This is a genomic window from Desulfopila inferna, from assembly GCF_016919005.1.
In the GTDB taxonomy this organism is placed as follows: Bacteria; Desulfobacterota; Desulfobulbia; order Desulfobulbales; family Desulfocapsaceae; genus Desulfopila_A; species Desulfopila_A inferna.
Map to the genome: position 1 here is coordinate 48918 of NZ_JAFFQE010000002.1, position 26977 is coordinate 75894.

The 26977-nt window shown below is 49.6% G+C and carries 20 protein-coding genes, 1 tRNA gene and 1 pseudogene; 14 read left to right on the forward strand and 8 right to left on the reverse strand.

Going from position 1 to position 26977, the window contains the following annotated elements; all coding sequences use genetic code 11:
• The first annotated feature begins 20 nt into the window (after nucleotides 1–20).
• The gene (locus JWG88_RS04265; protein ID WP_205232478.1) at nucleotides 21–4193 is read left to right on the forward strand and encodes a DEAD/DEAH box helicase; all 4173 of its coding nucleotides are present in this window, start codon (nucleotides 21–23) and stop codon (nucleotides 4191–4193) included.
• An 11-nt stretch (nucleotides 4194–4204) separates the two neighbouring features.
• Here JWG88_RS04265 and JWG88_RS04270 read toward each other — a convergent pair whose 3' ends face one another.
• From JWG88_RS04270 to JWG88_RS04280, 3 genes are all read right to left on the reverse strand, one after another.
• Entirely contained in the window at nucleotides 4205–4594 is a 390-nt protein-coding gene (locus tag JWG88_RS04270) for a cereblon family protein (RefSeq protein WP_205232479.1), read from the reverse strand.
• Nucleotides 4595–4629: 35 nt separating this feature from the next.
• Nucleotides 4630–6201, reverse strand: coding sequence for a uroporphyrinogen-III C-methyltransferase (cobA, locus tag JWG88_RS04275; RefSeq protein ID WP_205232480.1), 1572 nt, complete (start codon nucleotides 6199–6201; stop codon nucleotides 4630–4632).
• A gap of 280 nt (nucleotides 6202–6481) precedes the next feature.
• Nucleotides 6482–7162 carry an adenylate kinase gene (locus JWG88_RS04280; protein ID WP_205232481.1) on the reverse strand — a complete coding sequence of 227 codons (681 nt, stop codon included), beginning with the start codon at nucleotides 7160–7162 and terminating at the stop codon, nucleotides 6482–6484.
• Nucleotides 7163–7735: 573 nt separating this feature from the next.
• Between JWG88_RS04280 and JWG88_RS04285 the strand changes: the two genes are divergently transcribed.
• The 5 genes from JWG88_RS04285 to JWG88_RS04305 all read left to right on the forward strand — a co-directional run bounded on the left by JWG88_RS04285 (nucleotide 7736) and on the right by JWG88_RS04305 (nucleotide 12056).
• Nucleotides 7736–9052, forward strand: a complete 1317-nt coding sequence (locus tag JWG88_RS04285) for a homoserine dehydrogenase (RefSeq protein ID WP_205232482.1) — start codon at nucleotides 7736–7738, stop codon at nucleotides 9050–9052.
• 16 nt (nucleotides 9053–9068) lie between these two features.
• Nucleotides 9069–10292, forward strand: coding sequence for a cofactor-independent phosphoglycerate mutase (locus tag JWG88_RS04290; RefSeq protein WP_205232483.1), 1224 nt, complete (start codon nucleotides 9069–9071; stop codon nucleotides 10290–10292).
• Nucleotides 10289–10732: an acyl-CoA thioesterase gene (locus tag JWG88_RS04295; RefSeq protein ID WP_205232484.1), complete on the forward strand. Its 444-nt coding sequence runs from the start codon at nucleotides 10289–10291 to the stop codon at nucleotides 10730–10732. The genes JWG88_RS04290 and JWG88_RS04295 overlap by 4 nt, the downstream gene beginning before the upstream one ends.
• A gap of 43 nt (nucleotides 10733–10775) precedes the next feature.
• Nucleotides 10776–10852 (forward strand) — tRNA-Met (locus JWG88_RS04300).
• Nucleotides 10853–11459: 607 nt separating this feature from the next.
• Complete coding sequence (locus JWG88_RS04305) at nucleotides 11460–12056, forward strand: porin family protein (protein ID WP_205232485.1); 597 nt, start codon at nucleotides 11460–11462, stop codon at nucleotides 12054–12056.
• A gap of 109 nt (nucleotides 12057–12165) precedes the next feature.
• Here the strand turns inward: JWG88_RS04305 and JWG88_RS04310 are convergent, their stop codons facing one another.
• Complete coding sequence (locus tag JWG88_RS04310; RefSeq protein ID WP_205232486.1) at nucleotides 12166–13074, reverse strand: OmpA family protein; 909 nt, start codon at nucleotides 13072–13074, stop codon at nucleotides 12166–12168.
• Nucleotides 13075–13838: 764 nt separating this feature from the next.
• Between JWG88_RS04310 and JWG88_RS04315 the strand changes: the two genes are divergently transcribed.
• Entirely contained in the window at nucleotides 13839–14756 is a 918-nt protein-coding gene (locus JWG88_RS04315; protein ID WP_205232487.1) for an MBL fold metallo-hydrolase, read from the forward strand.
• Nucleotides 14757–14915: 159 nt separating this feature from the next.
• Here the strand turns inward: JWG88_RS04315 and JWG88_RS04320 are convergent.
• Nucleotides 14916–15879: pseudogene (locus JWG88_RS04320) on the reverse strand (P1 family peptidase).
• 232 nt (nucleotides 15880–16111) lie between these two features.
• On the opposite strand from JWG88_RS04320, the gene JWG88_RS04325 reads away from it, so the two are divergent.
• From JWG88_RS04325 to gap, 3 genes are all read left to right on the forward strand, one after another.
• Nucleotides 16112–16573 carry a glycine/sarcosine/betaine reductase selenoprotein B family protein gene (locus JWG88_RS04325; RefSeq protein ID WP_205232488.1) on the forward strand — a complete coding sequence of 154 codons (462 nt, stop codon included), beginning with the start codon at nucleotides 16112–16114 and terminating at the stop codon, nucleotides 16571–16573.
• Between the two features lie 18 nt (nucleotides 16574–16591).
• The gene (locus tag JWG88_RS04330) at nucleotides 16592–17326 is read left to right on the forward strand and encodes a hypothetical protein (RefSeq protein ID WP_205232489.1); all 735 of its coding nucleotides are present in this window, start codon (nucleotides 16592–16594) and stop codon (nucleotides 17324–17326) included.
• 643 nt (nucleotides 17327–17969) lie between these two features.
• Nucleotides 17970–18971 (forward strand): type I glyceraldehyde-3-phosphate dehydrogenase, encoded by a 1002-nt coding sequence (gene gap / locus JWG88_RS04335; RefSeq protein ID WP_205232490.1) that lies wholly within the window; start codon nucleotides 17970–17972, stop codon nucleotides 18969–18971.
• A gap of 15 nt (nucleotides 18972–18986) precedes the next feature.
• On the opposite strand, the gene JWG88_RS04340 is transcribed toward gap, so the two are convergent.
• Entirely contained in the window at nucleotides 18987–20069 is a 1083-nt protein-coding gene (locus tag JWG88_RS04340) for an AI-2E family transporter (protein WP_240194283.1), read from the reverse strand.
• 729 nt (nucleotides 20070–20798) lie between these two features.
• Here JWG88_RS04340 and kaiC point away from each other — a divergent pair.
• From kaiC to JWG88_RS04355, 3 genes are read left to right on the forward strand one after another with little or no spacing between them, the layout of a single operon-like run.
• Entirely contained in the window at nucleotides 20799–22508 is a 1710-nt protein-coding gene (gene kaiC / locus JWG88_RS04345; RefSeq protein ID WP_205232492.1) for a circadian clock protein KaiC, read from the forward strand.
• Nucleotide 22509: 1 nt separating this feature from the next.
• Entirely contained in the window at nucleotides 22510–22821 is a 312-nt protein-coding gene (locus tag JWG88_RS04350; RefSeq protein ID WP_205232493.1) for a circadian clock KaiB family protein, read from the forward strand.
• Complete coding sequence (locus tag JWG88_RS04355; protein ID WP_205232494.1) at nucleotides 22814–23659, forward strand: sensor histidine kinase; 846 nt, start codon at nucleotides 22814–22816, stop codon at nucleotides 23657–23659. Before JWG88_RS04350 ends, JWG88_RS04355 begins: the two co-directional genes overlap by 8 nt.
• A gap of 364 nt (nucleotides 23660–24023) precedes the next feature.
• On the opposite strand, the gene JWG88_RS04360 is transcribed toward JWG88_RS04355, so the two are convergent.
• The gene (locus JWG88_RS04360; RefSeq protein WP_205232495.1) at nucleotides 24024–24245 is read right to left on the reverse strand and encodes a DUF5320 domain-containing protein; all 222 of its coding nucleotides are present in this window, start codon (nucleotides 24243–24245) and stop codon (nucleotides 24024–24026) included.
• 165 nt (nucleotides 24246–24410) lie between these two features.
• Complete coding sequence (locus JWG88_RS04365) at nucleotides 24411–24794, reverse strand: PadR family transcriptional regulator (protein ID WP_205232496.1); 384 nt, start codon at nucleotides 24792–24794, stop codon at nucleotides 24411–24413.
• 459 nt (nucleotides 24795–25253) lie between these two features.
• Between JWG88_RS04365 and JWG88_RS04370 the strand changes: the two genes are divergently transcribed.
• The gene (locus JWG88_RS04370; RefSeq protein WP_205232497.1) at nucleotides 25254–26921 is read left to right on the forward strand and encodes a long-chain-fatty-acid--CoA ligase; all 1668 of its coding nucleotides are present in this window, start codon (nucleotides 25254–25256) and stop codon (nucleotides 26919–26921) included.
• The last annotated feature ends 56 nt before the right edge of the window (nucleotides 26922–26977 follow it).

Consider the following 26977-nt stretch of genomic DNA (forward strand, 5'->3'; position numbering starts at 1 on the left):
ATTTATCCTCTATTTATTTTATGACCACTGACGCCGACCTGCTCCGAAAATATGCCAAACTCAGCTCCTTTGAGCAGACGTTTCTTCAATTTCTCTCCGTACTCTATGAACCGGCCCACACCACACTCATTGTTAACTGCATGAAGAAACTGGAGTTGCGTGGCCCCCGTGGAAACAGCCCTACGGTAGCCAATCTCAACCATTATTTCTCCAAATTTCAGAAGTTAGGACTGGTAAACAAAAATCAGCAATGCGCAACCGAGATAGTCGAAATTTTATGCAAGATTGCCGTAAAAGAGGGGACATTTTCTCTTTTTGCCGAAGTAATACGTGAAGAAGCGCCTGTTTCCTATTATTACGGTAAATGGTCTACCCGTTGCTGGCGCGCCATACGGGAGATGCGCATAGGTATCTATACGCAGCAGTTCGAGCTGATTGAGGAAGCGAACGAATTTCTTGAGCAGCAGTGCACCGAAATGGCCCCCAGCATGCCACCTGCGGTACAGGTCACAACTCAGCCTTTTTCATCTGAATGGTTTCGTTCACTACCCGTTTCTTTTCAGTTTTATCTGCTCGACAGCGTCCTGCGCCATGCCCAGGCAAACCTGATCTCCTATCCCGAACTCCTCGCCTTTCTGCAAAACGAAGAAGGTTTTTCAGGCTTCAGCAGCGATGAACGTCTTCCTTTTAAAAGACTGTTGTTCAATCAGCTACTCTTCCGGGGTGATCTCAATGCTGCAACACAGCTGGTCAGCTCAGATGAAGATGCCTTTTCCGGTACCGGGGCAAAAGGCACTATACTCTTTCTTCAGGGGGAACTGGAATCCTCCATCCACGCCTATGAAGCCGATATTGATTTCCTGAAATCCTTCAGCAGTGACGACAATGTCGCCTTCTTTGGCCCGGCAGGAATTTTTCATATCCTTGCCCTTCTTCAGTACGGCGCCGGCAATGAGCAGGGCAAGGTTGCCGACCAGATAAGCATCGCCATGACCAACTTTTCCCACGGCGCCGAAATCGCAGCTTACCATTATCTGGCTACTGTTATAAGCGCCCAGCAGAACATCAGCGTGCCGCAGGAACTGCTCAACCTGAAAAAAGAAGGAAAACATCACAGCCTCACCCTGCTTTTTGCCGGCCTTTCCCAATATTGGCTGAACAGATCACTCCAGTCACATCTGGAGAAAAAAATAAAGATGATGCTCGCCAGAGCGAGAGAAAACGGCTACGATTTCATGGCCCTGGCCTTCGCCGAGATTCTAGAGAAGATCAGCCACGAGAAATCCGATTTTAGGGAAATCATAGAAGAACTCCGGGCAAAAAACTCGATTATATCTCTGATTTCGATCCTGGAACCGGAAGAGCCCTGGAAACGCAGCCTTCAGGCACTCATTCATGCCACCGTCGAAAACCAGGACACTGAGCTGCCTCAAGATATTCGTCTGGTCTGGATGGTCAACTACAAGAACGGCAAGATCAGCATCAGCCCCAGGGAACAGAAACTCAGTCCAACCGGAGAATGGAGCAAAGGCAAGCCACTTTCCCTGGCCAGACTCCACGAATCCGATAAACTTCCCTATCTTTCAATCCAGGACAGAAAGGTATGCAGAGCCATTACTAAAACATATAATCAGGAAACCCACAGCACCTCCTTTGCCTTCGATATGGACAAGGTGCTGACGAATCTGGTCGGTCATCCCCTGCTCTTTCTCAGTAAATCGCCGACCACCCCTGTTGAATTTGCCGCCGGTGAACCGGAGCTGTTGGTAGAAGAGATCGGGGACCAGCTCCATATCCGTTTCGCCCAATCGATAACGGATGGCGACATTACCGTCTTTCAGGAAACCCCGACCCGTTTCAAAATTATTGCCATTAAGGAAAATCACCGGAGAATAGCGCAGATTACCGGCAAGGACGGTCTGGTTGTTCCCAAGGAAGCCAGCGACCATGTCCTCACCGCCATCGGCAACATCAGCTCGTTCATGACTGTCCATTCGGCAATCGCCGTGGATCAGTCATCGCGCAGCAAAGCCAATATAACTCTGGTGGAAGCCGACCCCACCATCTATATGCATCTACTGCCCTACGGCAGGGGTTTTCGGCTCGACATGTTCGTCAAGCCCTTCTCCGAGGGAGGGCATTACCTCAAACCTGGTCAGGGTGTTGAAAATCTTATGGCCGAGGTAAAGGGAAAACGGTTGCAAACCAGAAGAAATCTGGCACTCGAAGAAGAAAAAGCCCGGGATGTCGAAGAGCTCTGCCCCATTCTTGATCTGGCAACCGATATGGAACAGGAAAACGACCGCGAGTGGCATCTGCATGACCCGGACGACTGCCTCCAGGCGCTCATCGAGCTGCAGGCCATCAGCGATAGAGTTGTGATTGAATGGCCTGAAGGAGAAAAGCTGAGCGTCACTCACCAGGCGTCCTTTAAGAACATGAATCTCAAGATCAGAACGAACCGGCAAAACTGGTTCAGCATGAGCGGCCACCTTACCCTGGACCGGGACAAGGTGATTGATCTCAAAGAGCTGCTCCTGAAAGTGAAGCAGTCCTCCGGGAGATTCATTCAACTGGGGGATGGCCAGTTTCTCGCCCTGACCCAGGAGTTCAAAAAGCGGCTTGAGGATCTCAATACCTATGGAGAAGATTCCGACGATCAGTCCGGCAATGAGATTCTGGTGCATCCGCTTGCCGCCCTGCCCCTTGAAGATCTGGCTAAACAGGCCTCGACAACAGCCGATGCGGGATGGCACCTGCAGCTCGACCGCATCAGCGATGCCCAGTCCTTTGTGCCGAAGCTGCCATCGACACTTCAGGCCGAGCTTCGCGACTATCAGGTGGAAGGCTTCAACTGGCTTGCCAGATTGGCTTTTTTAGGCGTCGGCGGCTGTCTTGCCGATGACATGGGCCTTGGCAAGACCCTGCAGTCGCTGGCCATCATCCTCAAAAATGCCGCCAAAGGACCCACGCTGGTGGTAGCGCCGACCTCCGTTTCAACCAACTGGCAAAGCGAAGTAAATCGCTTCACCCCCACCTTGAACATGGTAACGCTGCCCGCCAAGAACCGGTCAAAGGCCATTAAAAAGCTAGGGGGCTTCGATATGCTCATCACCACCTATACCCTGCTGCAGCAGGAATCCGAGCTTCTCTCCCGGGTGGAATGGCAGACAGTTATTCTCGATGAGGCGCAGGCCATCAAAAATGCCGCCACCAAAAGATCAAAGGCGGCGATGTCACTGCGCGCTAAATTCAAGCTTATCACCACGGGGACGCCCATTGAAAATCATCTGGGCGAACTCTGGAATCTCTTTAATTTTATCAATCCAGGCCTCCTTGGCTCCATCGGCAACTTCAATGAAAAATACGCCATTCCGATCGAACGGTTCCAGGATCGGGATGCCAAAATCAAACTGAAGAAGCTTATCCGGCCTTTTATTCTGCGGCGTATCAAATCGCAGGTGCTTGAAGAACTGCCGCCCAGAACGGATGTGACCCTCCAGGTAGAGATGAGCGACGAAGAGGCACATTTTTACGAGGCCCTGCGCCAGAATGCCCTTGATATTCTGGAGAGCAACAAGGACAAGAAAGGCCGCCACCTCCAGATCCTCACGGAGATCATGAAACTGCGGCAGGCCTGCTGCAATCCGCGGCTTATAAGTCCCGATACCTCTATACAAAGCTCGAAACTGCAAATCTTTTCCTCGGTTGTGGAAGAGCTGATCGGCGGTCGACACAAGGCGCTGGTCTTCAGTCAGTTCATCGGGCATCTGAAAATCATCCGCGAGTATCTCGACAGTCAGGGCATCTCCTATCAATACCTGGATGGTTCCACTCCTTCCAAAGACAGAAAAACGCGGGTCGATGATTTCCAGTCCGGCCAGGGAGATCTCTTCCTCATCAGTCTGAAAGCGGGAGGTTTGGGGCTCAACCTGACGGCAGCAGATTATGTCATTCATATGGATCCCTGGTGGAACCCGGCCATCGAAGACCAGGCTTCGGACAGGGCTCACCGCATCGGGCAGACCCGCCCGGTCACCATCTATAGACTGGTGTGCAAAAATTCCATCGAGGAAAAAATAGTCAAGCTCCACCAGGAAAAGCGCGATCTGGCCGGAAGCCTGCTGGAAGGCAGCGATATCAGCGCCAAGATGAGTTCGGACGATCTGATCGATCTGATCCGGGAGGGATAGCACCGGCCGGCTTAAGAGACCAGATGTTTTTCGATCAAGCCGTAAAAACCGAGATCGCCGGAGCTGAAATACCAGCCCATATGATTCGCACACATGGAGCAAAAAGCCAATGTCCAGATATACCCGGCAAACCAGGTAAATTCGGAGAATGATTCTCCCTGGACAGTGCAGCCTGCAGCGCTGCTAAAGCAGCGAATCTCGAAAATTACGCCGGCCGGGTTGAAAAACGCGTGTCGGTGGCTGTCATTCATCTCGACGGCATGGTCCGCATGGGTGATAAGATGACCGCAGAACTTGCAGAACAGCGCCTTCTCCGGCTCATCTTCCTGCTCGTCCTGTCCGACGGTGTCAATATCAGCAGTTGTTTCGTCTTCTTCCTTAAATAAATAGGCGTCGACCATATTCATTCTCCGGATATATTTTGACGGTATTTTTCTTACTTCTGCTGTGCCCTTAATTCAGTATAGTATGAAACGATGGTCTTTACCATCTCTTCAATGGTATGTTCCTCCGGCTGCAGGTTAACGGTCAAACCATTATCCGTGATCGTCTTTGCGGTGATGGGGCCGATGGCGGTGATCTTTACGTCTTTGAGCAACTCCTTGAGCTCGCCCTCACTGCCGGCACCCAGCATGGTCAGAAAATTCCTGACGGTGGAAGAGCTGGTAAAAGTCACCATATCGACCTTCCCCGTCTCAAGTTCGGCGCGCAGCTCTTTTTTACGATCTTCGGGCAGCACGTTCTTGTACACCGGGGCAATGGTAACCTGTGCTCCAGCGCCGCGCAGGGTCTCAGGCAGAACCTCCCTGCCCTTCTCTGCCCGGGGGATGAGAATGTTTCTGCCTTCAACTCCCTGGTCCAGCAGACTATCGGCCAGCCCTTCGCTGGTAAAAACCGGAGGAATGAGATCGGCATTGACGCCATAGCTGTGCAGCAGATCGGCGGTGCTCCTGCCGACGGCCGCAATACCCGGTCCCTTCAGGTCCCTGGCATCCATCCCCCTTTTAAATAAACGATCAAAGAAATAGGTCACACCGTTGAGAGAGGAGAACAGAATCCAGTGATATTCCTCAATCCGCTCCAGTTCGGTATCGAGGATATCGTACGAATCAACCGGCTGAATATCAATGGTTGCACACTCAAAGCAGTCGGCACCGTTTTCTTCAAGGTCGGCGATCAGCCTGCTGGCCTGATCCCGCGTTCTGGTGACCACTATCTTTTTACCGAAGAGCGGCCGTTTCTCAAACCAGTCTATGGTTTCCCGCAGAGTAACGACTTCACCGACAATTATGAGGGAAGGTGGTTTAATGCCGGCTTCCGCCACCACATCCTTTATAGTGCCCAGTGTACCGACCACGGTTCTCTGTTCGGGGGTTGAAGCCCAGCGAACCACGGCCACAGGCGTCTTGGGGTCGCGGCCATGCTTGACCAGGTTTTCCACGATTATGGGCAGATTTTTAATTCCCATATAGACGACAATTGTTCCGGCTCCGGTGGCCAGTTTGCTCCAGTCGACATTGGAATCCTTTTTGGTGGGATCTTCATGACCGGTGAGAAAGGCAACGGAGGCCGTGTAGTTTCGATGTGTGATGGGGATACCGGCATAGGTAGCCGCAGCGGTCGCCGAAGTTACTCCCGGAACCACCTCGAAAGGGACATTGGCGGCAAAGAGCCTTTCCAGCTCCTCTCCACCTCTTCCGAAAATAAAAGGATCACCACCCTTGAGCCGAACCACGATTTTTCCCGCCAGCGCATGATCCACCAGCATCTGATTTATCTCGTCCTGGGTATGGGTATGCTTGGCTCCACCTTTTTTACCGGCATAAATAAGAATGGCATCTTTAGAGACATGCTTAAGCAGTTTGCGGCTGGCCAGATAATCATAGACGACGACCTCGGCCTTTTCCAGCAGATATTTGCCCCTCACCGTAATTAGGCCGGGATCACCCGGTCCGGCTCCTACCAGGTAAACCTTGCCGATCCTGCCGTTTCCTTTTTTCTCGTCCATAACCATCTCATGACAACCACTGTGCCTGATTTCTTTAAATTCATCTCATGGCGAATATATATTCCTGCATGACACAGGATCTCCGTTTCGCCCTCTTTAACAGAAGAGGCCAGAACAGATGATTTCTCCAACCTGTTCTGGCCCGCTCTCATTTTTGCACTATTGTGCGACATATTAAGATATCCTGGCATAAAAGGCAAAAAAAAAGGGTACTCCCCTTTCAGTGCAAGAGAAATACCCTTTTTTCGGATACTTAACAGGACAACAACAGTTAGTTCAATTACAGCTCGCTCATGATGGAGTCGGTCACTTCCTTGATGGAAGCAGAGCCGTCGACAGAGATGACCTTTGGCCCGTCGGCATTCTTAAAGTAATTGACTGCTGCCATGGTGCCGGTTTCTTCGTCATAATAAATATTATGTCGCTTGTTGATGGCTTCCTCATCCTGATCGTCGGGACGGGTCTTCAGTTCGCCGCCGCAGACGCGACAGACAAGTTTGCCGTCTTTTTCCACGGGCTTGATGGCATCAAAGGCGATATGGTTGGGGTGGTTGTTGTCATTGACACAGAGCCGGCGTCCCATGATGCGTTCTTTAGCCACCTCACGTTCGAGCCTGATCTCAATAACATAATCAAGAGCCAAATCTTCTTTTTTAAGAGTCTCGGCAAGGGTAACCGCCTGATCCTTGGAACGGGGAAATCCGTCGAGAATCCAGCCGTTTTTACAGTCATCTTTCTGCAGTCTGGCTACCATCATGGGAATGGTAATATCATCGGGCACCAGATCACCACGGTCAATATATTCTTTAGCCTTTTTGCCAAGTTCTGTGCCGCCGCTGATATGCTCTCTGAAAATCGCACCGGACTCAATATGAGGGATATCGTATTTTTTTGATATAATCGCTCCCTGCGTCCCTTTACCGCTTCCATTTGGTCCAAAAACCAGGATATTTTTACCCATTACTTTCTCCTTTGAAGTTAAAATACGAAAAACAGCTATAAGATAGCTAACCCAGCTGAGCTGGATAAGCGCCTTGGTGGTATATTTAAGCTATTGGTCTTTAATGCACTTTCCGCTTCCTTGTTTTTTATGATAGACTCTCAGGTGTAAGGTACTAATACCACCGGCAATGAAAAATCATCTGACGGCGGAGAAACCTTATATTCTTCTCCAGCGGAGGGAGATACACAAAAAAACATAATCAAGCACTCCGACACCCGATTGCGGCTCAAGAGGACTCTCTTTCTCTCTTCTCAGGCTATCCTCTCAACCGGAATCATCGGCTCTTTTTCACAGTGGCTTTAGCGATTACTTTCTGCGCTTTCCTGCCAGGCAGGAGGAAACTATATACTACTTTATCCTTACAGGCCAGTAAATTATCTTTTGTATTTTTTTGACATTAAGCCGTAAAGCGGGTAGGCTGGCGCATCTGCATCAGGTTGTTTACCCAGGACCGCTGGTCCGGTTCGGGAGCCTGAGCTGCTACAATTTTCACAATGTTCCCACACAATGGGTAGAATGGATAGAAAGGTTATGAGAGAGATACAGGTAGGCCTCATAGGTTTCGGCACCGTAGGACAGGGACTCGCCCGAACGCTGCTGCAGCAGAAAGATCTGATTGAACAGCGTAGCGGAGCTACGGTTCTCCTCTCCAGGGTGGCTGATATTAATCATGATACATTGCCGCAGGAATTTCAGGAAACCGTTTTCTCAAAGGATGCCAATGATATCTTTGAAGATCCACAGATAGATATCGTCGTCGAGCTGATCGGCGGCATCGAACCCGCCAAATCGTTTCTCCTCAAGGCTATCGCCAAGGGCAAGCATGTAGTTTCCGCCAACAAGGCGCTGCTTTCCACCCACGGCCGCGAAATTTTTTCAGCAGCAGCCGCCAACGATGTCGAGGTCGGCTTCGAGGCCAGTGTCGGTGGGGGAATGCCGGTGATCAAATCACTCAAGGAAGGACTGATCGCCAACACCATTCTCTCAATCAGGGGAATAATGAACGGTACCGCCAACTATATTCTTACTCAAATGACGGAGCACGGCTACGCCTTCGCAGACGTTCTCAGGGACGCCCAGCAGAAAGGCTTCGCCGAGGCCGATCCAACTTATGATATCGAAGGCATCGATACCGCCCATAAGCTTGCTATCCTGATGACCATAGCCTACGGCAAACACGTTCACCTCGACCATGTCACCACGGAAGGCATCAGTAATATCCATCCCATCGATATCGAGTTTGCCAGGGAATTCGGCTACCGCATCAAGCTGCTGGCCATCAGCCACAACCACGGCAGTCATATGGAGGCACGGGTGCATCCCACCATGGTGCCGGAGTCTCATATGCTGGCTAATATCCACGGTGCCTTCAATGCCATCCAATTCACCGGTGATATAGTCGGAGATGTCCTCCTCTACGGACAAGGAGCCGGAATGATGCCCACCGGCAGTGCCGTTGCCGCCGACGTCATCGATATCGGCAGAAACATCATTGCAGGATCCGTCAACCGGGTGCCCTCGCTCTCCTATCTTCCGGAAAATATCTCCACTCCCGATATCACCCCCATGGGCGAGTTGGAGTGCCCTTATTACTTCCGCATCACAGCGGTCGACCAGCCTGGAGTTCTTTCCAAGATCACCGGTGTATTCGGCCGACATGGCATTTCGATCAAATCGATGATCCAGAAAAGCCGCGGCAAGGGCAATCCGGTCTTTATCGTATTCAGGTCGCACATGGCCAGGGAAAGCGAAGTGCAAAAGGCCATCGCCGAAATCAATGCTCTCGATGTTATTACAGACCCGACAGTGACGATCAGGGGTCTGATAGAAGACAAAAACGGCCATTGATAGCGCGGAGAGGCAAATGAAATATCTGATTCTGGTTGGCGACGGCATGGGGGACTTCCCCCTTGCTGAACTGGGCAATGCAACTCCCCTGGAAGCCGCCGCAACACCGGCGATGGATGAAATCTGCCGGAAAGGTGAACTGTTCCGCACTAAGACTATCCCCGAGGGTTATGCTCCGGGCAGCGATGTTGCCAATCTCTCTCTGATGGGCTACGATCCCGCAAAATATTACACCGGCAGAGCGCCCCTGGAAGCCGCCAGCATGGGAATTGCGCTGGCCCCGGACGAAACTGCCTTTCGCTGCAACCTGGTTACTCTGGCATTCGAGTCGGAGAAAGTGATCGACATGGTCGATTTTACCGGCGGCCATATCAGCACCGCGGAGGCCGGCGAGCTGATAGCCGCCCTGGAGGAAGAATGCGGCGGCGATCTCTTTCATTTTTTTGCCGGAGTCAGCTATCGTCACCTGCTCACCTTCAGGGGAGATCTGCCCGGACTGGCGACGGTTCCGCCACATGATTATATCGAACAGAATATTTTCCGGTTCCGTAACAATTACCTCAGACACCATAGCTGGGCAGATCTTCTGTCAAAAGCTGAAAAAGTGCTGGCGCAGCACCCGGTCAACAGGAAACGACTCGCCAACTCACAGCTGCCCGCCAACTCCATTTGGCTTTGGGGTGAGGGAAAAATGCCGCAGATGCCCACCTTCAGAGAGCGCTTCAATATCCAGGGCAGCATGATCTCCGCCGTTGATCTGCTCAAAGGCATCGGGGTCAACGCGGGACTGCGGATCATCGATGTTCCCGGAGCGACCGGCTTTCTCGACACCAACTATCGGGGTAAAGCCGAAGCGGCTCTTGAGGCCCTACAAAGCCAGGATTTTGTTTTCGTTCATCTGGAGGCGCCCGATGAATCGGGTCATCAGGGTTCGATCAAGAACAAGCTCCAGGCCATTGAGGATTTTGACAGCAAAATTGTGGGCTATATCATCGAGGCGCTGCACCACAAAGGAGTGGACTTTCGTGTGAGTGTCACCACCGATCACTACACCCCGATCGCCCTGCGCACCCACACCATTGATCCGGTACCTACTCTGCTCTACGATTCCCGCCATACCGAAAACGGCTGCGGGTTGTCGTTCTCGGAAAGATCGGCACAATCTAAAAATATCCGGCTGCTTGAAAACGGCCACGAACTGATCAATACACTTCTCCAGCAGCCATGCAACTCAAAATGAAGGAGCCGGTCCATAGAAGCCGGTGCCGAGTACTTTATGGCGACACCGATGCCGCCGGAGTCGTCTACAATGCCAATTATCTCAGATACTTTGAAATCGGCCGTACTGAGATGATGCGCGACTGGGTCTGCAGCTATCGGGACATCGAGAAGCTGGGAATTCTTCTTCCGGTCACCGAATGCTTCTCACGCTTCAAGGCCCCCGCCTTTTACGATGATCTTCTCACCATCGAAACAGCGATCGATACGCTGAAAAAGGTATCCTGCCGCTTTCACTACCGCATCACCCGCGATGACCCCGAACTAGGACAACCCAAGCTCTTGGTAAAAGGCTATACCATTCATGCCGCCGTCAACCGGGAAGGCAGGCTTGTCCAGCTTCCGGAGGAAATCTCCGCAAAACTGCACGGTCTTATAAAAATGAATCTACCTCAACAATAGCCATTGACATTCAAAGGACATCGTTGTATATTTTTCCTCGCAACGCGGGGTGGAGCAGTTCGGTAGCTCGTCGGGCTCATAACCCGAAGGTCGGAGGTTCAAATCCTTCCCCCGCTACCAAGACATTTCAAGGACTTATGGCTTAATTGCCATAAGTCCTTTTTTTTTAGATAATGTGAGTTGGTGACCTAAGATTCCCCTCTTTGCCACGGAAGAGGTACACTTCTTTTCTTTTCAATTTTTCTGAAGCATTTATCTTCAAAAACGGGTTGCAATATCTAAATACCCCATTTTAACTTTAAAGCTGGTTCGTCCTTCTTCGAGTTTCCCTTCCCGGTAAAAAAAAGCTACCTCAAAAAATTGCGGTGATGCTTGGAACCGTTCGCAAAAACATTCACCTCTCAAGAGTTAACGGTGCACCACTTTGAGGTTGTAGACAAGAACTCGACCTGGAAATGGAGATTATCAGTTATCAAATTTTATTACATCCGGCGTGAGCTTCAATAATGATCTAAATAGTACTGTTAGCAAATAGCACTTTCGCCCTACTCTGCAAAGCAGTTACTGTTTCCAGGTGATAGGAATTTCTTGCTAAAAAATCCACCTTCAGATATCCTTAACTGATTTTTGCAGCTTGTATGTAGTTCAACTATTAACAATATTGTGCAGTTAATGCACAATTGGCACGCAAAGGTTCTATCTAATTTTATCAGAGAGAGGGGAAAGCATGAGAAAGCATTTGGTTTTTACTGCAGTAGTGTTGGTAATTTTCTTTTCAGCTTCAGCTTACGCACAAAATCCCGAAAGATTCTATATTGGGGCGGGTGGTTCTTATGCTGTAGAGAATTTTGATGGTGGAGATTATGATAATTCGTGGGGGGCAAACCTCAAGTTTGGCTACAAGTTGCACCCGTTGTTTGATCTTGAACTCAACCTCGACTACTTGGATGAATTTGAAGACAGTTTGAACGATTTTCAGGTTGCAGGCATGAATGTTAGCGGAGATGCCAGTTTAGAAGTGACCACGTTCATGTTTGTGATGAAGGGATATTTTCCGCTCAACCATGAGAATGTAAAGCTGTCAGTGGTAGTTGGAGGAGGGATAATGAACGCTGATCTTGATTCCGAGGTACGCATCGATCAGTATGCTTATGCCGAATCTTTCGATGACTCTGATTTCGCATGGAAAGTGGGATTAGGGGCAGATGTATTTGTGAGCCGGGAGGTATCGCTGGGTATTGAAGGTAACTATACGATGGGAACCGGCGATCTTGATGGAATTGAATATTTCAATTTCACCCTGGGCGTCGCCTATCATTTTTGATCTTCAATAATCAAACGACGAGAGGTAGGGGGATTTCCAGAGGAGTTTGGGGAAAAATAGCCACTTTCAGGCAGTATTTTTCCCCAAATCTCAGTTTAATTTGGCCGTGTTACTGTATAGGCGTGAATTCCACCCTTCTGTTTTTAGCCTGACCCTCTTTTGTTTCATTCGAATAGGCTGGTCGGCTCTCTCCATAACCAACAGCTTGCAGCCGCTCCCGTTCAACACCTGCATTCTCGGAAAGATAATCAACAACTGCTTGAGCACGCTCTTGCGACAGATTCTGATTGTATTCCGCCGATCCGACACTATCGGTATGACCTTCAACCTGTACTCTCATTTCGGGATTATTATCAAACACCATTTTGGTGCTCTCGAGAAGAGAATAATATTCCGGTTTAATGACCGCTTTGTCAAAATCGAACAGCAGGCCGGCAGAAGCAAGGACCCAGCAGCCTCGCTCATCTACAGCTGCATATTCCGGAGTGCCGGGACAGGCATCCTGATGATTAGGAACGCCATCACCATCATCATCCCCTGGAACTGCCGGTTGCTGCGTAACTACAGGTTCAGGTTCAGGTTCAGGCTGTGCAGCGAGGCTATATGCGCCGATGATATTTTCCCACTCACTACCATACGCAGTTGGTGTATCGCCAAAAACTATCCTGTCGCCGGCAACTGCAGCATAGGAACTGCCCTGCAGTCTCTGTTGTACACTTTCAGGGGTAAGCTCAAGGCCATAAGCCGTAAGAATTGAATGATACTGAACTGGTGTATATGCCGTAGAGGTTGCATTAAATGCTGCTTTACCGTCCACTACTGTGGCATAAGTGGCAGGAATCCCAGCATGGCTTTCCAATTGGAGGCCATAAGCCTGTAAAATTTTATCAAAATACTGGGATGAATAGGCGGTGGATGATTTGGAGAAATTGAGACCTCCACCGGGGAAGTCTATGGCAAGTGCCGGTGAGCAGATGCATAAGACAATGGCCGTTAAAAATATAATCTTTTTTTTCATGTTACCCTCATCTTTTTCAATGTGTTTAATGTTGTCTGGTGAGAAATTCGCGTTTTTTAAGCCGATGAGAACCGAATTCTAATTCGTACCGGAATCTTTTGCTCTACTGTTTCTTTTCCGAGCCTGTTGATATTGAAATCCCCCCTTAGCCCTCAACGAGACCCTCCTCTCCTTAATGGTCAACCTTCGATAAAAACAAAAAACCACGACCGTTAAAAACCAACACTTGAGCATTCAATGCTTATCAATGCACATGATCTTAACTACCAAAATACATCTGACACGTTGCCAACAAACCCACGAAACAATAATTTCAATGCTTGGCACCAATATCCTGGTTTACAGTTTTTTTGTCTTAACGTCTTTTTGATTGGGAAAAAGCAGGAACTCCGGAACAGATGTTCGTCCTTTTTCATAGATGAGAATTCCACTGGTCCCCAAAACTGGCTAGACCTTTTTCGATCTAGCGGTAATAGACCCCACAAGAATATATAGCGATGCTGAGTGATGTGAAAATTACGGAAACATCAAAAAACTAAATTTTTAACGTCTCGATAATTATATGATATTGTAAGCAGGACAGCCAACTTGTCAATGCCCAGGCATGGGTATACTTTTTTAAGGTTGACCTGACATTTTGGGACAATCTCCTTCCCGTTTAAGCAGATTGCAGACTCGACTCGGTCTCTCTTTTTTTGTTGGGTTTATGCGCAACTCATCTTATGTTGTTGCTAACTTCAACCTTTTCTCAGCCGACTCTTCCAATGTCAACACGCAGGTTCACAGCTCTCGGGACGGCAAGCCAGGTACCCACCACAAATCGTAATCAGCACGCTTCGTTTCTGAAATGGGATAAGGATGGATTTCTTTTCGATCCGGGTGAAGGGACGCAGAGGCAGATGATTTTTTCAGGCATCTCCGCTACCGAAATTACGAAAATTTTCATCACCCATTTTCATGGCGACCATTGCCTGGGGCTTTCGAGCGTGCTTCAGCGGCTTTCTCTGGACCGGGTTCCCCATCCTGTGCAGATTTACTTCCCCGCTTCCGGCAAAAGGTATTTTCAACATATTCAAGAAGTGGCAAGTTATTACAAAGCGGCTTTCGTTGAACCACATCCAATTTATCAGGAAGGCATCATATTTTCCGACGATACCCTGATCATAACGGCACAACGGTTAAAGCACGGTATGGAAACTTTCGGCTATAAGATTGAAGAAAGAAACAGTGTCAATATGATCAGGGAAAGATTGGAAGAACTGGAGATCTCCGGGCCAACGGCAGGTGAACTCAAAGAAAAGGGCTCAATCATCCATAATGGCAAGGTGATACACCTTGAGGACGTCAGTGTGGTTCGCAGAGGTCAATCCTTTGCTTTTATCATGGATACCGCCATGTGCGATGCCGCCCTCGACTTAGCCAAAGATGTAGATATGCTGGTAACCGAGTCGACATTTCTCCGGGAAGATGAAGACAAGGCCGCAGCATATAACCATCTAACCGCATCACAAGCTGCGGAACTGGCCCGCAAAGCCAAAGCCGGAGTGCTGTTGTTAACCCATTTCTCACAGCGATACGGACCTGACGCCGATTTTGCCGCTGAAGCCCGTGCCATTCATCACAATGTTCTCCAGCTTCATGATGGAGCCACGTATGAGTTAATTCGACATAAACACCTGTGAGCTGTACCATGCTCATATTCCCTTGCTTATCAAAGCGGATACTCCCTGAGCCTGAAACAAGTCAGGCAGTCCGTCCGCTCTCCCAGTTGGTCTGAAGGGAACTTTCCGCCACCTTGGAGTTGGCGCAGATTAGAACATATCAGTCTATCATGTGGCTATTCAGACCATCATATCAGCCGAGCATTTAAGTCCGAAAAGAGAACTGCTCTTTTGCACGGCTGCAATGACGGCTCTTTCCATGATCCTTGCCGAGAGCAGGCCGAGGACGCTCAGATCGGCCTCGACATGTCCGGTCGCCATGGTAAAAATTGTGTCCCCATCGAACATTGAATGGGCCGGCCGCATGGTTCTGGCATAGCCGTTCTGGGCCATGGCCGCCAGTTTGGTGGCCTGAGATTTGTTGAGTATGGCATTGGTGGCAATAACGCCGATGGTGGTATTACCGGCAAAGAGGTTTTTCCCCTGGCGAGGACTGCACCATAACCTCTTCCGTGTCGGCGAGCACTGTCTGATCCTCGTTTAACAGACCGGCCAGCCATTTACCGGTTTGCGGATCAATAACATCGCCGAGACAGTTGACTGCAACCAGGGCGCCGATCTTTAAATCGCCCACCTGGATGGCGTGGCAACCCAGGCCGCTCTTCATGGCGCGGTCCATGCCCAGAATCTTACCCACCGTCGCTCCTGTCCCCGCACCGACGTTAGCCTCTGCCCAAATTCCCCCAGCAGCGGCATTTTGACAGGCATTATAACCCATTTTCTTATCGGGTCGTATCTTATGATCGCCGATGGCCAGATCGAACAAAACAGCACCGCAGACAATGGGAACCGTGGTTACCTGGACGTCAAAGCCGACATTTCTCTCTTCCAGGTACTGCATCACTCCGGCAGCCGCATCAAGGCCAAAGGCGCTGCCTCCCGCCAAAACAACGGCGTGTATTCTGTCCACCAGGTTGACGGGGTCGAGCAGGTCGCTTTCCCGGGTACCGGGAGCGCCGCCGCGTACATCGATTCCAGCCGCCCCTTTTTCGCAGATGATTACACTGCAGCCGGTGCCGGCTTCCAGATTCTGCTCATGTCCAACAGCAATGTCCTCTATGTCTGTGAAGGCTATCTGTTGCATTGATTAATCCTTTATGGTGCCTGGGTAAACCAGGCAACGCCGTTATGCCTTAGCAGTAGATTCAGGTATTACCAATTTTTTCCTTCATTTTCACTGACAAATGATTTCTTTGGCTGTAGTTATTTAACTTTTCCTGAGGTTTTTTCCATTTTTTACTTGTACATCCGGACGGCAACGGATTATCTGTGGATGGTATCATATCCTTTCCAATCTACGTTCGAGGGGAATTCCAATGACACGTTTGAGCAGCTATTCTGAAGAAGAGCGATCCCATCTATTGGGTCTGCCCTGTCCGAAATTTGATTCAACTCCATTTGCAGCACCACCTCCGCTAGAGCAAATGAAAATCGCACTGGTCTCTACCGCCGGGCTCCACCGGCGTGACGACCGGCCTTTTGGCCTTGGAGAAGCTGATTACCGCTTGATTTCCTCTGATACACCGGCGAAAGACCTGGTCATGAGCCATGTTTCGACCAATTTTGACCGTACCGGTTTCCAGATGGACATAAACATGGTCTTCCCCCTGGACAGACTGAGGGAACTGGTTGATGAGGGATTCATTGGCGCAGTCGCCGGGTATCATTATTCCTTCATGGGAGCGACAGAACCCGAAAAAATGGAAAACGCCGTCAGGAATCTGGCAAAGATCATGAAAAAAGATGGCGTCAATGCTGTTCTCCTGGTTCCCGTCTGACCGAACTGCACGCGCGCCGTGGGCGGGCTTGCACATTATATCGAAGATGAAGGCATTGCCACCACCCAGATAAGCCTGATTCGGGAACACACCGAAATCATCAGGCCTCAGAGGGCGTTATGGGTTTCTTTCGATCTGGGCCGTCCACTGGGAGCTCCCAACGATCCACCGTTCCAGCGCACCGTGATACAGCACGCCCTGAGATTGTTCAATGCGCCCTCCGGCCCGGTGCTCGAGGATTTTGCCATGGATGCACCGGACACCCAGGCGGATCATATGCAGGTTGCCTGCCCTGTGAGTTTTCAGTCCGGGCCAAAAGCCGCCTCAACCAGTGAACTGCCAGCACGTTTTCTTGCCGAGATAGAACAGTTGCGTCCCTGGTACGATATCGCCTGCAAAAAACAGGACCGCACTACCTTCGGAGCTTCCGGGCTCCTTTTGGAAGCTGCAGCTGAGCTGCTCTCCGGGTTTATCGAGGAAACGCCACGGACACCTGAAGATCCCTCCTTACCAGACAGCCTGCGCATGGCCTGCGAAGACATCAAAGCTTATTATTTCGAGGCTGTCTCGGCCCAGCCGGGCCAGCCTACCGACAGCCGCAGCCTCGCCGACTGGTTTTGGGGAGAAACGGTTGCGGCTCTTGTTATCAATGCTGTGAGGGAGAAATGCCTAGAACATCAATCGACTAAGTTCAGGCTTCTCGGCAAACTCCTGCTGGTTCCGCGAAGCCAGATATATCGCTTCAGATTTTGATTTCCAGCTGAAATTGAGCGATTATATCTATCTTTTTTTCTACCTCTTGCTGATTGGTCAGTTTCTGCTTGTGGGAAAAATAATCCAGCTGTCGGCCAGACTTTTCACAGGTGAGCAACAACGCAGAAAGACAAGAGAGTCGTCACGGTTCGCCAAAAACAGAATTTTTCTTTATATTTCCAAATTTTTCTAACGCCGCAGTTGGGCACTGATACTTCCCTCATCACCTGAGCGTCAAGACAGGATTTTTTCTGTGGCGCTCATCAGACTGCCCTCATCAAAGGGTTGTTTTATACTAAGCTCCCCACCGTTTATTCTCTTCTTGAAATAAAACCACTCTCCTTTATAGCATGTCCCGACAAACGGGACCGAGTCCTGATAAGAAGGGCACGGTAAACAAGAGACATGGCATGTGTACGACGCCAAAGATCATTTTTTTTGGGAAGTTGCGATCATTTTAATGACTTGGAATATCAAACAATATGCCCCATATCATGCCATTTCGGTGAGTGCGGCAAGTCAAATTGGAGAATTTCTTGCAAAGAGCTAATGACAAGTATCATGAGGTAAAGGTAATGACGCAAAGGGAGAGCAAAAAAGTACCGATCAAGCTTCAGATGAGATTTCCACCAAGGAGAAAAATATGTCTAAAGTCGCCATTAATGGATTAGGAAGAATCGGCAGAGCCACTCTGAAAATCATCCTGGATACCCCGGAACTTGAACTGGTTGCCCTGAACGACCTGCTTCCCCCGGACAATCTCGCTTATCTGCTCAAATACGATTCGGTCTACGGCCGTTTCGAGAAAGCGGTGGAGGCCGGAGAGGGAAAGATTGTCATCGCGGAAAAGGAATATCCCATCTATAACGAAAAAGATCCCGTTCAGCTCCCCTGGAAGAAACTTGAAGTAGACCTCGTTTTCGAATGTACCGGCATATTCCGGAAAAAGGAGGGCATGGAAAAGCACCTGCAAGCCGGAGCAAAACGGGTAATCCTCTCAGCCCCGGAAAAAACAGGTGAAGTGGAATCTGTGGTCCACGGCGTCAACACGCCGGAGGGCAACCCTTCGCTGATTTCATGTGCAAGCTGCACTACCAACTGCATTGCCCCGGTCGTAGAAATTATCGGGAGAAGGATCGGCATCCGGAAAGCGACGATGACCACCATCCATGCCTATACCTCCAGCCAGACAATAGTAGACGGGCCAAGAACGAAATGGAGGCGAGGCAGGGCAGGGGCTATCAATTTCGTACCGACCTCTACCGGAGCAGCCAAGGCGACGGTAAAATCCCTGCCCCAGTACAGCGGCAAATTTGACGGTGTCGCCGTACGGGGGCCGGTTCCCGTCGGTTCAATTGCCGATCTCGTCTTTGTCACCAAACGTGATACCACTCCGGAGGAAATCAACGCCATATTCAGGGAAGAAGCCCAAAGTGAACGTTACCGGGGAATTCTCGGGGTAGCCGAAGATCCCCTAGTCTCCTCCGATATTATTAGAGACTCGCGCGCCTCCATCTTCGATTCAACTATGACCCAGGTAGTAGACGGTGATTTACTGAAGGTCATGAGCTGGTATGACAATGAGTGGGGGTACAGCTCCCAGATGGTACGGGAAGCCGTGAGAATGACTCAATCGGGATATTAGACCTGCTTTTCAGATTCAGTTTTCTTCATGCCCCGAATGAGCTTCAATAACTTCGATATCGTTTCGTCTCGGCCAGGCCTTCAACACCGCCTGGAAAAGAATGGCCAGGGGGATGGCAAAGAATACCCCCCAGAATCCCCAGATGCCGCCAAAGAACAGGACCGCGACAATGATCGCAATCGGGTGCAGGTTGACAACTTCGGAAAACAGGATCGGCACCAGGACGTTACCGTCGAGAATCTGGATGATGCCGTAGGCGACAATGATCCAGGCCAGGTCTCCTCCCCAGCCGAACTGAAAATAGGCAACCATGGCCACCGGGAAGGTCATGATCGCGGCACCGACATACGGCACCAAGACAGATATTCCTACAAGAAATCCCAGCAGCACCGCAAAGTTTAGCCCCATGAACACGAAGGTGACGTAAGAGGCCACCCAGACCAGCAGGATTTCCCAGAACTTGCCGCGAATGAAGTTGCCCAGCTGGGCGTCGGCCTCCTGCCAGACACGGGCGGCAAGGCCGCGCTCCCGGGGCAGGTGATGACGCGCCCAGACCAGGATCACTTCTTTGTCCTTGAGAAAGAAAAAGACCAGCAGGGGCATCAGCACGATATACACCACCAGAGTGATGACTCCGATAACCGAAGACAGCGTCTGGCGCAGCATGGTATCGGTAAAGCCGCCGGCTTCCCGCCTGATCTGGTTCAGTATGGTTTCTATTTCCGCCTCACTGAAGATTGATGGATAATGCTCCGGAAGGGTCAGGATGAGGCGCTGCCCTTCACTGAGCATCGCCGGCACCTCCTGTAGCAGTTGAGTAGCCTGGCGCATGAGAAGAGGAAGAAGCCCCAGCAACAGGGCCAAAAGAGCCAGAAAAAAGACGGAAAAGACAATAAGTACCGCCAGCATCCGTGGTACTCCGAGCCGACGCAGGAACTGGACGATACCCTCCAGCAGGTAAGCGATTATTACACTGGCGATAACCGGCGCCAGGTGCTGACCGGCAAAAAGGAAGGCAACAAGCCCGGAGAGCAGGAGTCCCGCAAGGATTACAACCTGGGGGTCGGAAAAATGACGCCGAAACCAGTCTCTGATCATATCAGTCATCGCCTGTCTATTAATCGGCGGCAGGATGCCGCCTCCTGGTTACGACCGATATAATTTTCACCCATCCCGAGAAGCCCCTGTTTGAATTATCCATAACATTCCCTTTTCTCCCATCGTCATAGGAATATTTATCTCATTTCCTCTGTTTTTTCCATTTTTTTCTGCCGGCTGGTACACCTCATCCACCCACATTATACCCGTGAATCAAAAACCGGCAGGATTTGCCCTCTATAAAAAAATAACATATAGTTATTTTCATCTGAACCCAATCTTAAGCTCCGTCAACCTTACTGAGCCATAAGAGGATCTTCAGGCGAAGCTGCTCTTCTCAGAATACACATTTTTTCTGCAAAACATTCAATTGATACACTGCTGATCCAGGATAAAGAGGACAGGATACTGGATACAGCATTCATTACAAACAAGTGTGTTGAGGAATCCTTCAGCTTATAGTATTTTCTGAAAGCAACATTGAAGGGTAAGGGGATTTTCTGACGCTGTATACTGAGAGTATCCATATAGAGTATCCATGTGCATGAAAGGGTGAGCATAAAATACATGAGTAAAACCTTGAAAAGCTATCCCTACAAATCCAAAGAGATCCCCATAGAAGAATACTTATTGAAAGGCCAGATGTGCGCGGCCTGACTTCATAATAGTATTGTCCGGGACGCATAGAAGATCTGCCCCGAAACAATGCAACTTCCGAAAGAGGCTTTTATGACGAACGATTTACCAAAATCATCTTCAGGCTCAACCGGTCTGGATGCGGTTCTCAAGGGCGGATTTCCAAAGGAGCGCACCACACTTCTCCAAGGTGGTACCGGAACCGGCAAGACCATCCTCGGTCTCCAATTCCTGATATCAGGGGCAAAAAACGGGGAACCTGGAATTTTGGTATCATTTGAAGAACGGGCCGACGCTATCAAACAGAATGCCCGGGCGCTTGGTTGGGATCTGGATCAACTTGAAAAAGAGGGAAAGCTCATCATCCTTGATGCCCTGCCCGATCCCACGGCCGTCTACTCGGGAGGCTTTGACTTTTCAGGCCTTTTCGCTCTGCTCGAAGGAGCTGTCAGGACACTGAACGCCAAACGCATCGTTATCGATGCCATTGATATCCTGCTGCATCTGCTCAATGATCCCTCACGGGAGCGTAACCAGATTTACCAACTGCACGACTGGCTTGGCGATCACAACCATACCGCGATTATTACCGCCAAACTTTCAAACGGCATTCCGGATTATCCGTTTTTGGAGTTCCTGACGGATTGCGTGATCAGCCTTATTCCCCTCAATGACGATCGCCAGCGTTTATTGAGTGTAGTAAAATATCGAGGTTCGAATTTCAGCAGCGGCACGCACCCTTATACAATAGCCGAAGATGGTCTTATTCTCATTCCACAGGCGGAAACTGCATTGCATTATGAGAAAGTCGGCCAACATATCTCCACCGGCTTGCCGGTGTTGGATTCAATGCTGGGAGGAGGCTACCGCAGGGGATCTTCCATAGCCCTTGCCGGAGCCAGCGGTACAGGCAAAACCACCTTGGCATGCATGTTCGCGGCGGCGGCCAGTGCCAGAAGTGAACGGGTTCTCTATGTCAATTTCGAAGAATCGGCCGACAACATGGTTTCCCTGATGAGCAGCTCGGGCCTCGACCTGGAGCCCGCCCTGAAAAGCAATCATCTTAAAATCACAGCTTTTATGCCGGAAGCCGCCGGTTCTGAGGAACATCTGCATTATAACATAAAGGCGATCGATGAACACCAGCCCCAGCATCTGATAATCGATGCCATTTCAGCATGCCGGCGCATGGGTTCGCAAAAGGCGGGCTTTTCCTATCTGCTGCGCATTCTCAATTACTGCCGCCAAAGAGGAATAACCACTCTTCTCACCAACCAGATCACCGGTTTCCAGCAAGCCCATGAAATTTACGGCATAGGTTTTTCTTCGATTATCGATTCTATGATTTTTCTCGATTATGTCCAGGTGGGCGGGGAAGTAAATCGAACATTGATGGTCCTTAAAGCCCGGGGCTCGGGACATTCCAATCAATATCGCGAATTCACCATAACGACAGACGGCATTCATTTTGAAGATATCTATACTGGAAAGGGTGGAATGCTGACCGGTGTTGCCCGGCTGGAAGAGGAATATCGCGAAGAGCTTGAAGCCCGGAAGCGCGAGCGGTCCATAACAGCCAAGCAACAGCAAATTAAGCGGTTGCGCGCTGACCTTCAATTGGATATTTCCGCATCCGAATCTGAGATAGAGGAAGTGGCTGTCGAACTGAATGCTATCGAAACCGAGATTGCGATCTCTGAGGAAGCGAGAAAGAAACGTAAAATGTTACGAACAGGCAGGGATGAAAAGAACCTGGATCAAAACCGCGCGCTGACCGACAGTCACCCCGGAGAGGAGGAATAACATGGCTTCTCCGCAGGAAATTCCCAACTGTATTCACCTGACACTTTATGTGGCCGGAGACGAACCAAACTCCCATCTGGCTCTCAATAATCTCAAGGAAATTTGTTCCGGCAAAATGCAGGAACACTGTGAAATAGAGGTTGTTGATGTTTACAAAGATTTTGCAAAAGCACTGCAGGAACGAATTGTCGTAACCCCCACACTCATCGTGATGACCGAAAATCCCAAGGCAAAATCCGTTTTTTACGGAAGCCTGCACGACCGCGATATTGTTCTGAAATACCTTAACGCCGGGATGAAAAACAATGGATGAGCGAAAACCTACCTATGAAGAGTTGCAGCGGCAGCTTGCCGAAGCGAATTCACTCGTAGAAGCTTTGCGTAATCATGAGATAGATGCAATTATCGGCGAGAAAAGTGTTGCGGTAGTCCGTCTGCGGGAGGTGGAAGAACAGCTTGAGCATGCCCGTAAAATTGCCGAGGAAAGGGCCAGGGAACTGGAGTTCTTTTCCTATTCGGTTTCCCATGACCTGCGGGCTCCCCTTCGCGCCATTGCTGGATTTTCTACCATACTCTCGGAAAAGCATGCAGACCGGCTAGACGCTTCCGCCCTTGCCTATCTCAATCGTATTGTTGCCGGAGTAGAAAAGATGTCGGCACTCATCGAAGATATTCTGACGTTGTCAAAAGTGTCCCGGCACGAATTATCCAAGAAGGAAATCCGCCTTGACCATCTGGCCTGGGAGATCGTAACGGAGATCCAGCGGGAAGAGCCACAGAGAAAAGTTGAGATTGTGATCGCTGAAAATATGCGGGTTAGCGCCGACCTGAATCTCTTCAGCATAGCGCTTACCAACCTTATCAGAAATGCCTGGAAGTTTACTTCGAAAACACCTGATCCCCAGATCGAAATAGGCGGAACTATCGATACTGGAGAGAATGTTTTCTTCATACGCGATAATGGCGCGGGTTTTGACATGAAGCACGGGGAAAGGCTTTTCATGGCATTTCAACGGCTGCACTCCGAAGCCGATTTCCCGGGAATAGGCATCGGACTCGCAGTAGTAAAACGTGTTATCGCCAAACCCGGAGGCAGAGTCTGGGCATACAGCGAACCCGGCATTGGCTCCACATTTTATTTTACGATCTGAGTAAACTATTCAACTGCAGCCCATCTGCAAGCGATCAGCCCGATAAAGATAGACACATTATAGTTTCCCAGACTGCTCGGAGTCGGAGTTTATACCCGCTGGGATGCTTGCCTGCGCACATCCGGAGTCTGCTATACCTGGAGCGTTGCTGGGCAGTTACAGTTCAGGCTCAACTGCTGGTTTTTGGCTCTTTGCTGAATAGTTACCAATCTGCTTGTGCGTCTGCCTTTTTTCCAAAAACAGGTAATTATATCGTAGATTTTGTCCTTCAGAAACAGATGATAGTCCGCAGGACAGAATAACCAGAAAGTCTTTTCTGTCCTGCGGAGGAGAGTTTTACAAATCAAATAGGCTATGAATAATTTTATCTTCGGCCATTTCTCCTTTGGCCTCCCTGGCCGAAACCATTGACTAGACCGCGGCCGCGACCTTGCCCACGGCCGAAAGTCCCTGCCATCCGTTGACCCGCATTGGTAAATGGAGAATTATCCTCGAGGTTTCCTGGCTGTGCATTGGCATTGCAGTTTCCCAATCTCCTGCCGGTCGGTCCCTGTCCCTGTGGTCCTGTTCCATTGAAATTCGGCATATTGCCCTCCTTTTCCTTCATGAGGAATTGCATGATTGTTCTTTACCAGCGGATTTTTTCCGATGATCCTGCTATATTCTGGTTTTTCCCTCTCCTGCTGTTTATTGACTTGAGCCTTAACCTGCAACGCAGACAGCTCCAGATCTTCAATGGATAAAAGCACGCTCAATCAGGAAGTGCCTTATTTTCCTGATAAATATGTACGAGATTGTCTATTTCCCTGCCGGTTCGCTGTAAATCTTCAACCCAGAGTTCCAGTATCCTTTTTCCCTCCGTGGTGATGCTGTACATTTTACGCTTGGGGCCGCGACTCTCGGCACCTTCATATGATCTGACATAGTTATTTTCCTCCATGTCCCGCATAAGCCGATAAAGGACACTCGGGTCATATTCTTGGGCATTATCGATAAAGGCCTCCAATCCCTTGAGAAGCTCATAGCCATGACAATCCAGCCGACACAGCTGCACAAGAATACACGGCTGCAAAAAGCCCATTATTCGTCTTCTCCTGCCTCTTCCTCTCCCCCGACCTTTTCCCTGTTGTCTCATAAAAACATCTCCTTCTGGTTCAATAATGGCTATATATTATTTATCTATAGACATGATGTCAATAGATAATTGTGACTAGTAACCGTTCGTTAGGAATTGGGCGCTTTCCGTGAAGAAGGCTTGAAGCGGCGTTTCATTCTGGAGGTTTTTTGACAATGTGCAAGGACGCTGCACCATATGATTACCGCAGCACAAAAACCCGATTCCATTTATGCTAAACCATCAATCGGCTGAAGAATCCTCTGTTAATTTGAAGAATTTTGTGGTACAAATTATTTTTTAATTTTACCTTAACGTAAAAGGAATAAAACACGCCTGACTTTGTCCGTATTATAGGAAGGTAAACTCGAAAAATCGGTGTTTACGTAAATCTTCAGGCTATCAGTATTGCAATATTTGGCCCGCATCCAGAAAAACTGTCTTGATCGACAGACTATCTCTCTATCCAAGGAGGTTGATATGAGCTCAATTACACCGTCTGATTCCAAAATCTGGTTGAACCATTACCAGAAAGGGGTTCCAAGATCGCTCGTGTATGAGGAACTGACAATGGTTGATTTCCTTGAGCAGGCCGCATCCCGCTATGGAGAGAGATCCGCACTTATCTTTCAGGGATACACCATTACCTATGGTGAACTGATGGACATGGTCGATCGTTTCGCCACCTGTCTGGCGAATTTCGGCATTAAAAAGGGTGATTGCGTCGCCATTCTGCTCCCTAATGTCATTCCCTGCGTCGCTGCCTATTTTGCAATACTGAAAATAGGCGGCATCGTGGTAATGAACAATCCACTCTATACCGATCGCGAGCTGGAGCACCAATTGAACGATTCAGGAGCAAAAATCCTGATCACTCTGGACCTGTTGGCAAACCGTATGATCGATCTGAGGCCAAAGACGGATATTCGTCAGATCGTCGTCACTTCCATCGGCGACTACCTGCCATTTCCAAAGAATCTGCTGTTTCCCCTGGTAGCCAAAAAGAAAAAACTGGCCGCCAAAGTGAAAAGCGCGGAGGATGTGTATCGCTGGAAGGATTTACTGGCCAGGAGCAAACCGTCACCACCTCAGCCGTCATTATCCCTTGATGATATTGCCATGTATCAATATACCGGCGGCACCACGGGAGTATCAAAGGGAGTGATGCTGAGCCATGGCAATCTCAGCAAGCAGGCCCAGCAGATTTGCTCATGGTTTCCACGTTTTAATGACCCATCGGGGGTAATGCTCGGCGCCCTGCCATTCTTTCATGTCTTTGGTTTGTCGACTTCAATGAATCTATGCGTGTTACTGGGGTGGTCTAATATTCTTGTTCCCAAACCTCAACCCGACCAGCTTATGGAGGCCATCGTCAAGTTTCGACCAAATTTCGCCATGATGGTCCCAACCATGTTTATCGGCCTGCTGAATCACCCCAAAATCGATCAGGTTGACATGACCTGCATCGAAGGCTGTTTCTCGGGCAGCGCTCCATTGCCGGCTGAAGTAATCCGGGATTTCGAAAAAAAGACCGCGGCAGTTATTGTCGAAGGATATGGCCTTACCGAATCGTGCCCCGTTACTCATGTCAATCCCCTCACTCGTCGGAAGGTCGGCAGTATCGGCGTACCTATCCCCGATACCGATTGCCGAATCGTCGATTTAGTAGATGGAATTACGGAAGTACCTCAGGGAGAATTAGGTGAGTTACTGGTTAAGGGACCTCAGGTGATGCAGGGCTACTGGAATAATCCTGCGGAAACCGCCCAGACTCTTCGCGATGGCTGGCTGCATACCGGCGATATCGCCAAGATGGACGAGGACGGCTATTTTTTCATCATGGACCGCAAAAAAGACATGATTATTTCCGGGGGTTTCAATATTTACCCTCGGGACATCGAAGAGGTGCTCTTCGAAAATCCCAAAATCCAGGAAGCTACAGCTATAGGGGTTCCCCATCCCTCCAGGGGAGAACAGGTTAAGGTCTTCGTAGTGCTGAAAGAAGGCTACTCAGCAACCGAAGAGGAGATCATTGCCTTTTGCAAAGAACGTTTGGCCGTCTATAAGCTGCCGACTATAGTTGAATTTCGTGAAGATCTGCCCAAAACCAATGTAGGAAAAATATTAAAAAATAAATTGCGCAACTAGCCGCTAATCCGATCAGGCCGTTGCCGGAACGGTAAGCTGGATTTCGAGTACCTCTA

What these genes read in the sequence shown, in the direction of transcription:
- JWG88_RS04280 (WP_205232481.1), bottom strand. Translation starts at nt 7,162, where the DNA reads ATGGGTAAAAATATCCTGGTTTTTGGACCAAATGGAAGCGGTAAAGGG.
- JWG88_RS04325 (WP_205232488.1), top strand. Translation starts at nt 16,112, where the DNA reads ATGACACGTTTGAGCAGCTATTCTGAAGAAGAGCGATCCCATCTATTG.
- kaiC (WP_205232492.1), top strand. Translation starts at nt 20,799, where the DNA reads ATGACGAACGATTTACCAAAATCATCTTCAGGCTCAACCGGTCTGGAT.
- JWG88_RS04355 (WP_205232494.1), top strand. Translation starts at nt 22,814, where the DNA reads ATGGATGAGCGAAAACCTACCTATGAAGAGTTGCAGCGGCAGCTTGCC.
- JWG88_RS04295 (WP_205232484.1), top strand. Translation starts at nt 10,289, where the DNA reads ATGAAGGAGCCGGTCCATAGAAGCCGGTGCCGAGTACTTTATGGCGAC.
- JWG88_RS04360 (WP_205232495.1), bottom strand. Translation starts at nt 24,245, where the DNA reads ATGCCGAATTTCAATGGAACAGGACCACAGGGACAGGGACCGACCGGC.
- JWG88_RS04340 (WP_240194283.1), bottom strand. Translation starts at nt 20,069, where the DNA reads ATGATCAGAGACTGGTTTCGGCGTCATTTTTCCGACCCCCAGGTTGTA.
- JWG88_RS04270 (WP_205232479.1), bottom strand. Translation starts at nt 4,594, where the DNA reads ATGGTCGACGCCTATTTATTTAAGGAAGAAGACGAAACAACTGCTGAT.
- JWG88_RS04350 (WP_205232493.1), top strand. Translation starts at nt 22,510, where the DNA reads ATGGCTTCTCCGCAGGAAATTCCCAACTGTATTCACCTGACACTTTAT.
- cobA (WP_205232480.1), bottom strand. Translation starts at nt 6,201, where the DNA reads ATGGACGAGAAAAAAGGAAACGGCAGGATCGGCAAGGTTTACCTGGTA.
- JWG88_RS04315 (WP_205232487.1), top strand. Translation starts at nt 13,839, where the DNA reads ATGTCAACACGCAGGTTCACAGCTCTCGGGACGGCAAGCCAGGTACCC.
- JWG88_RS04370 (WP_205232497.1), top strand. Translation starts at nt 25,254, where the DNA reads ATGAGCTCAATTACACCGTCTGATTCCAAAATCTGGTTGAACCATTAC.
- JWG88_RS04290 (WP_205232483.1), top strand. Translation starts at nt 9,069, where the DNA reads ATGAAATATCTGATTCTGGTTGGCGACGGCATGGGGGACTTCCCCCTT.
- gap (WP_205232490.1), top strand. Translation starts at nt 17,970, where the DNA reads ATGTCTAAAGTCGCCATTAATGGATTAGGAAGAATCGGCAGAGCCACT.
- JWG88_RS04310 (WP_205232486.1), bottom strand. Translation starts at nt 13,074, where the DNA reads ATGAAAAAAAAGATTATATTTTTAACGGCCATTGTCTTATGCATCTGC.
- JWG88_RS04265 (WP_205232478.1), top strand. Translation starts at nt 21, where the DNA reads ATGACCACTGACGCCGACCTGCTCCGAAAATATGCCAAACTCAGCTCC.
- JWG88_RS04285 (WP_205232482.1), top strand. Translation starts at nt 7,736, where the DNA reads ATGAGAGAGATACAGGTAGGCCTCATAGGTTTCGGCACCGTAGGACAG.
- JWG88_RS04365 (WP_205232496.1), bottom strand. Translation starts at nt 24,794, where the DNA reads ATGAGACAACAGGGAAAAGGTCGGGGGAGAGGAAGAGGCAGGAGAAGA.
- JWG88_RS04305 (WP_205232485.1), top strand. Translation starts at nt 11,460, where the DNA reads ATGAGAAAGCATTTGGTTTTTACTGCAGTAGTGTTGGTAATTTTCTTT.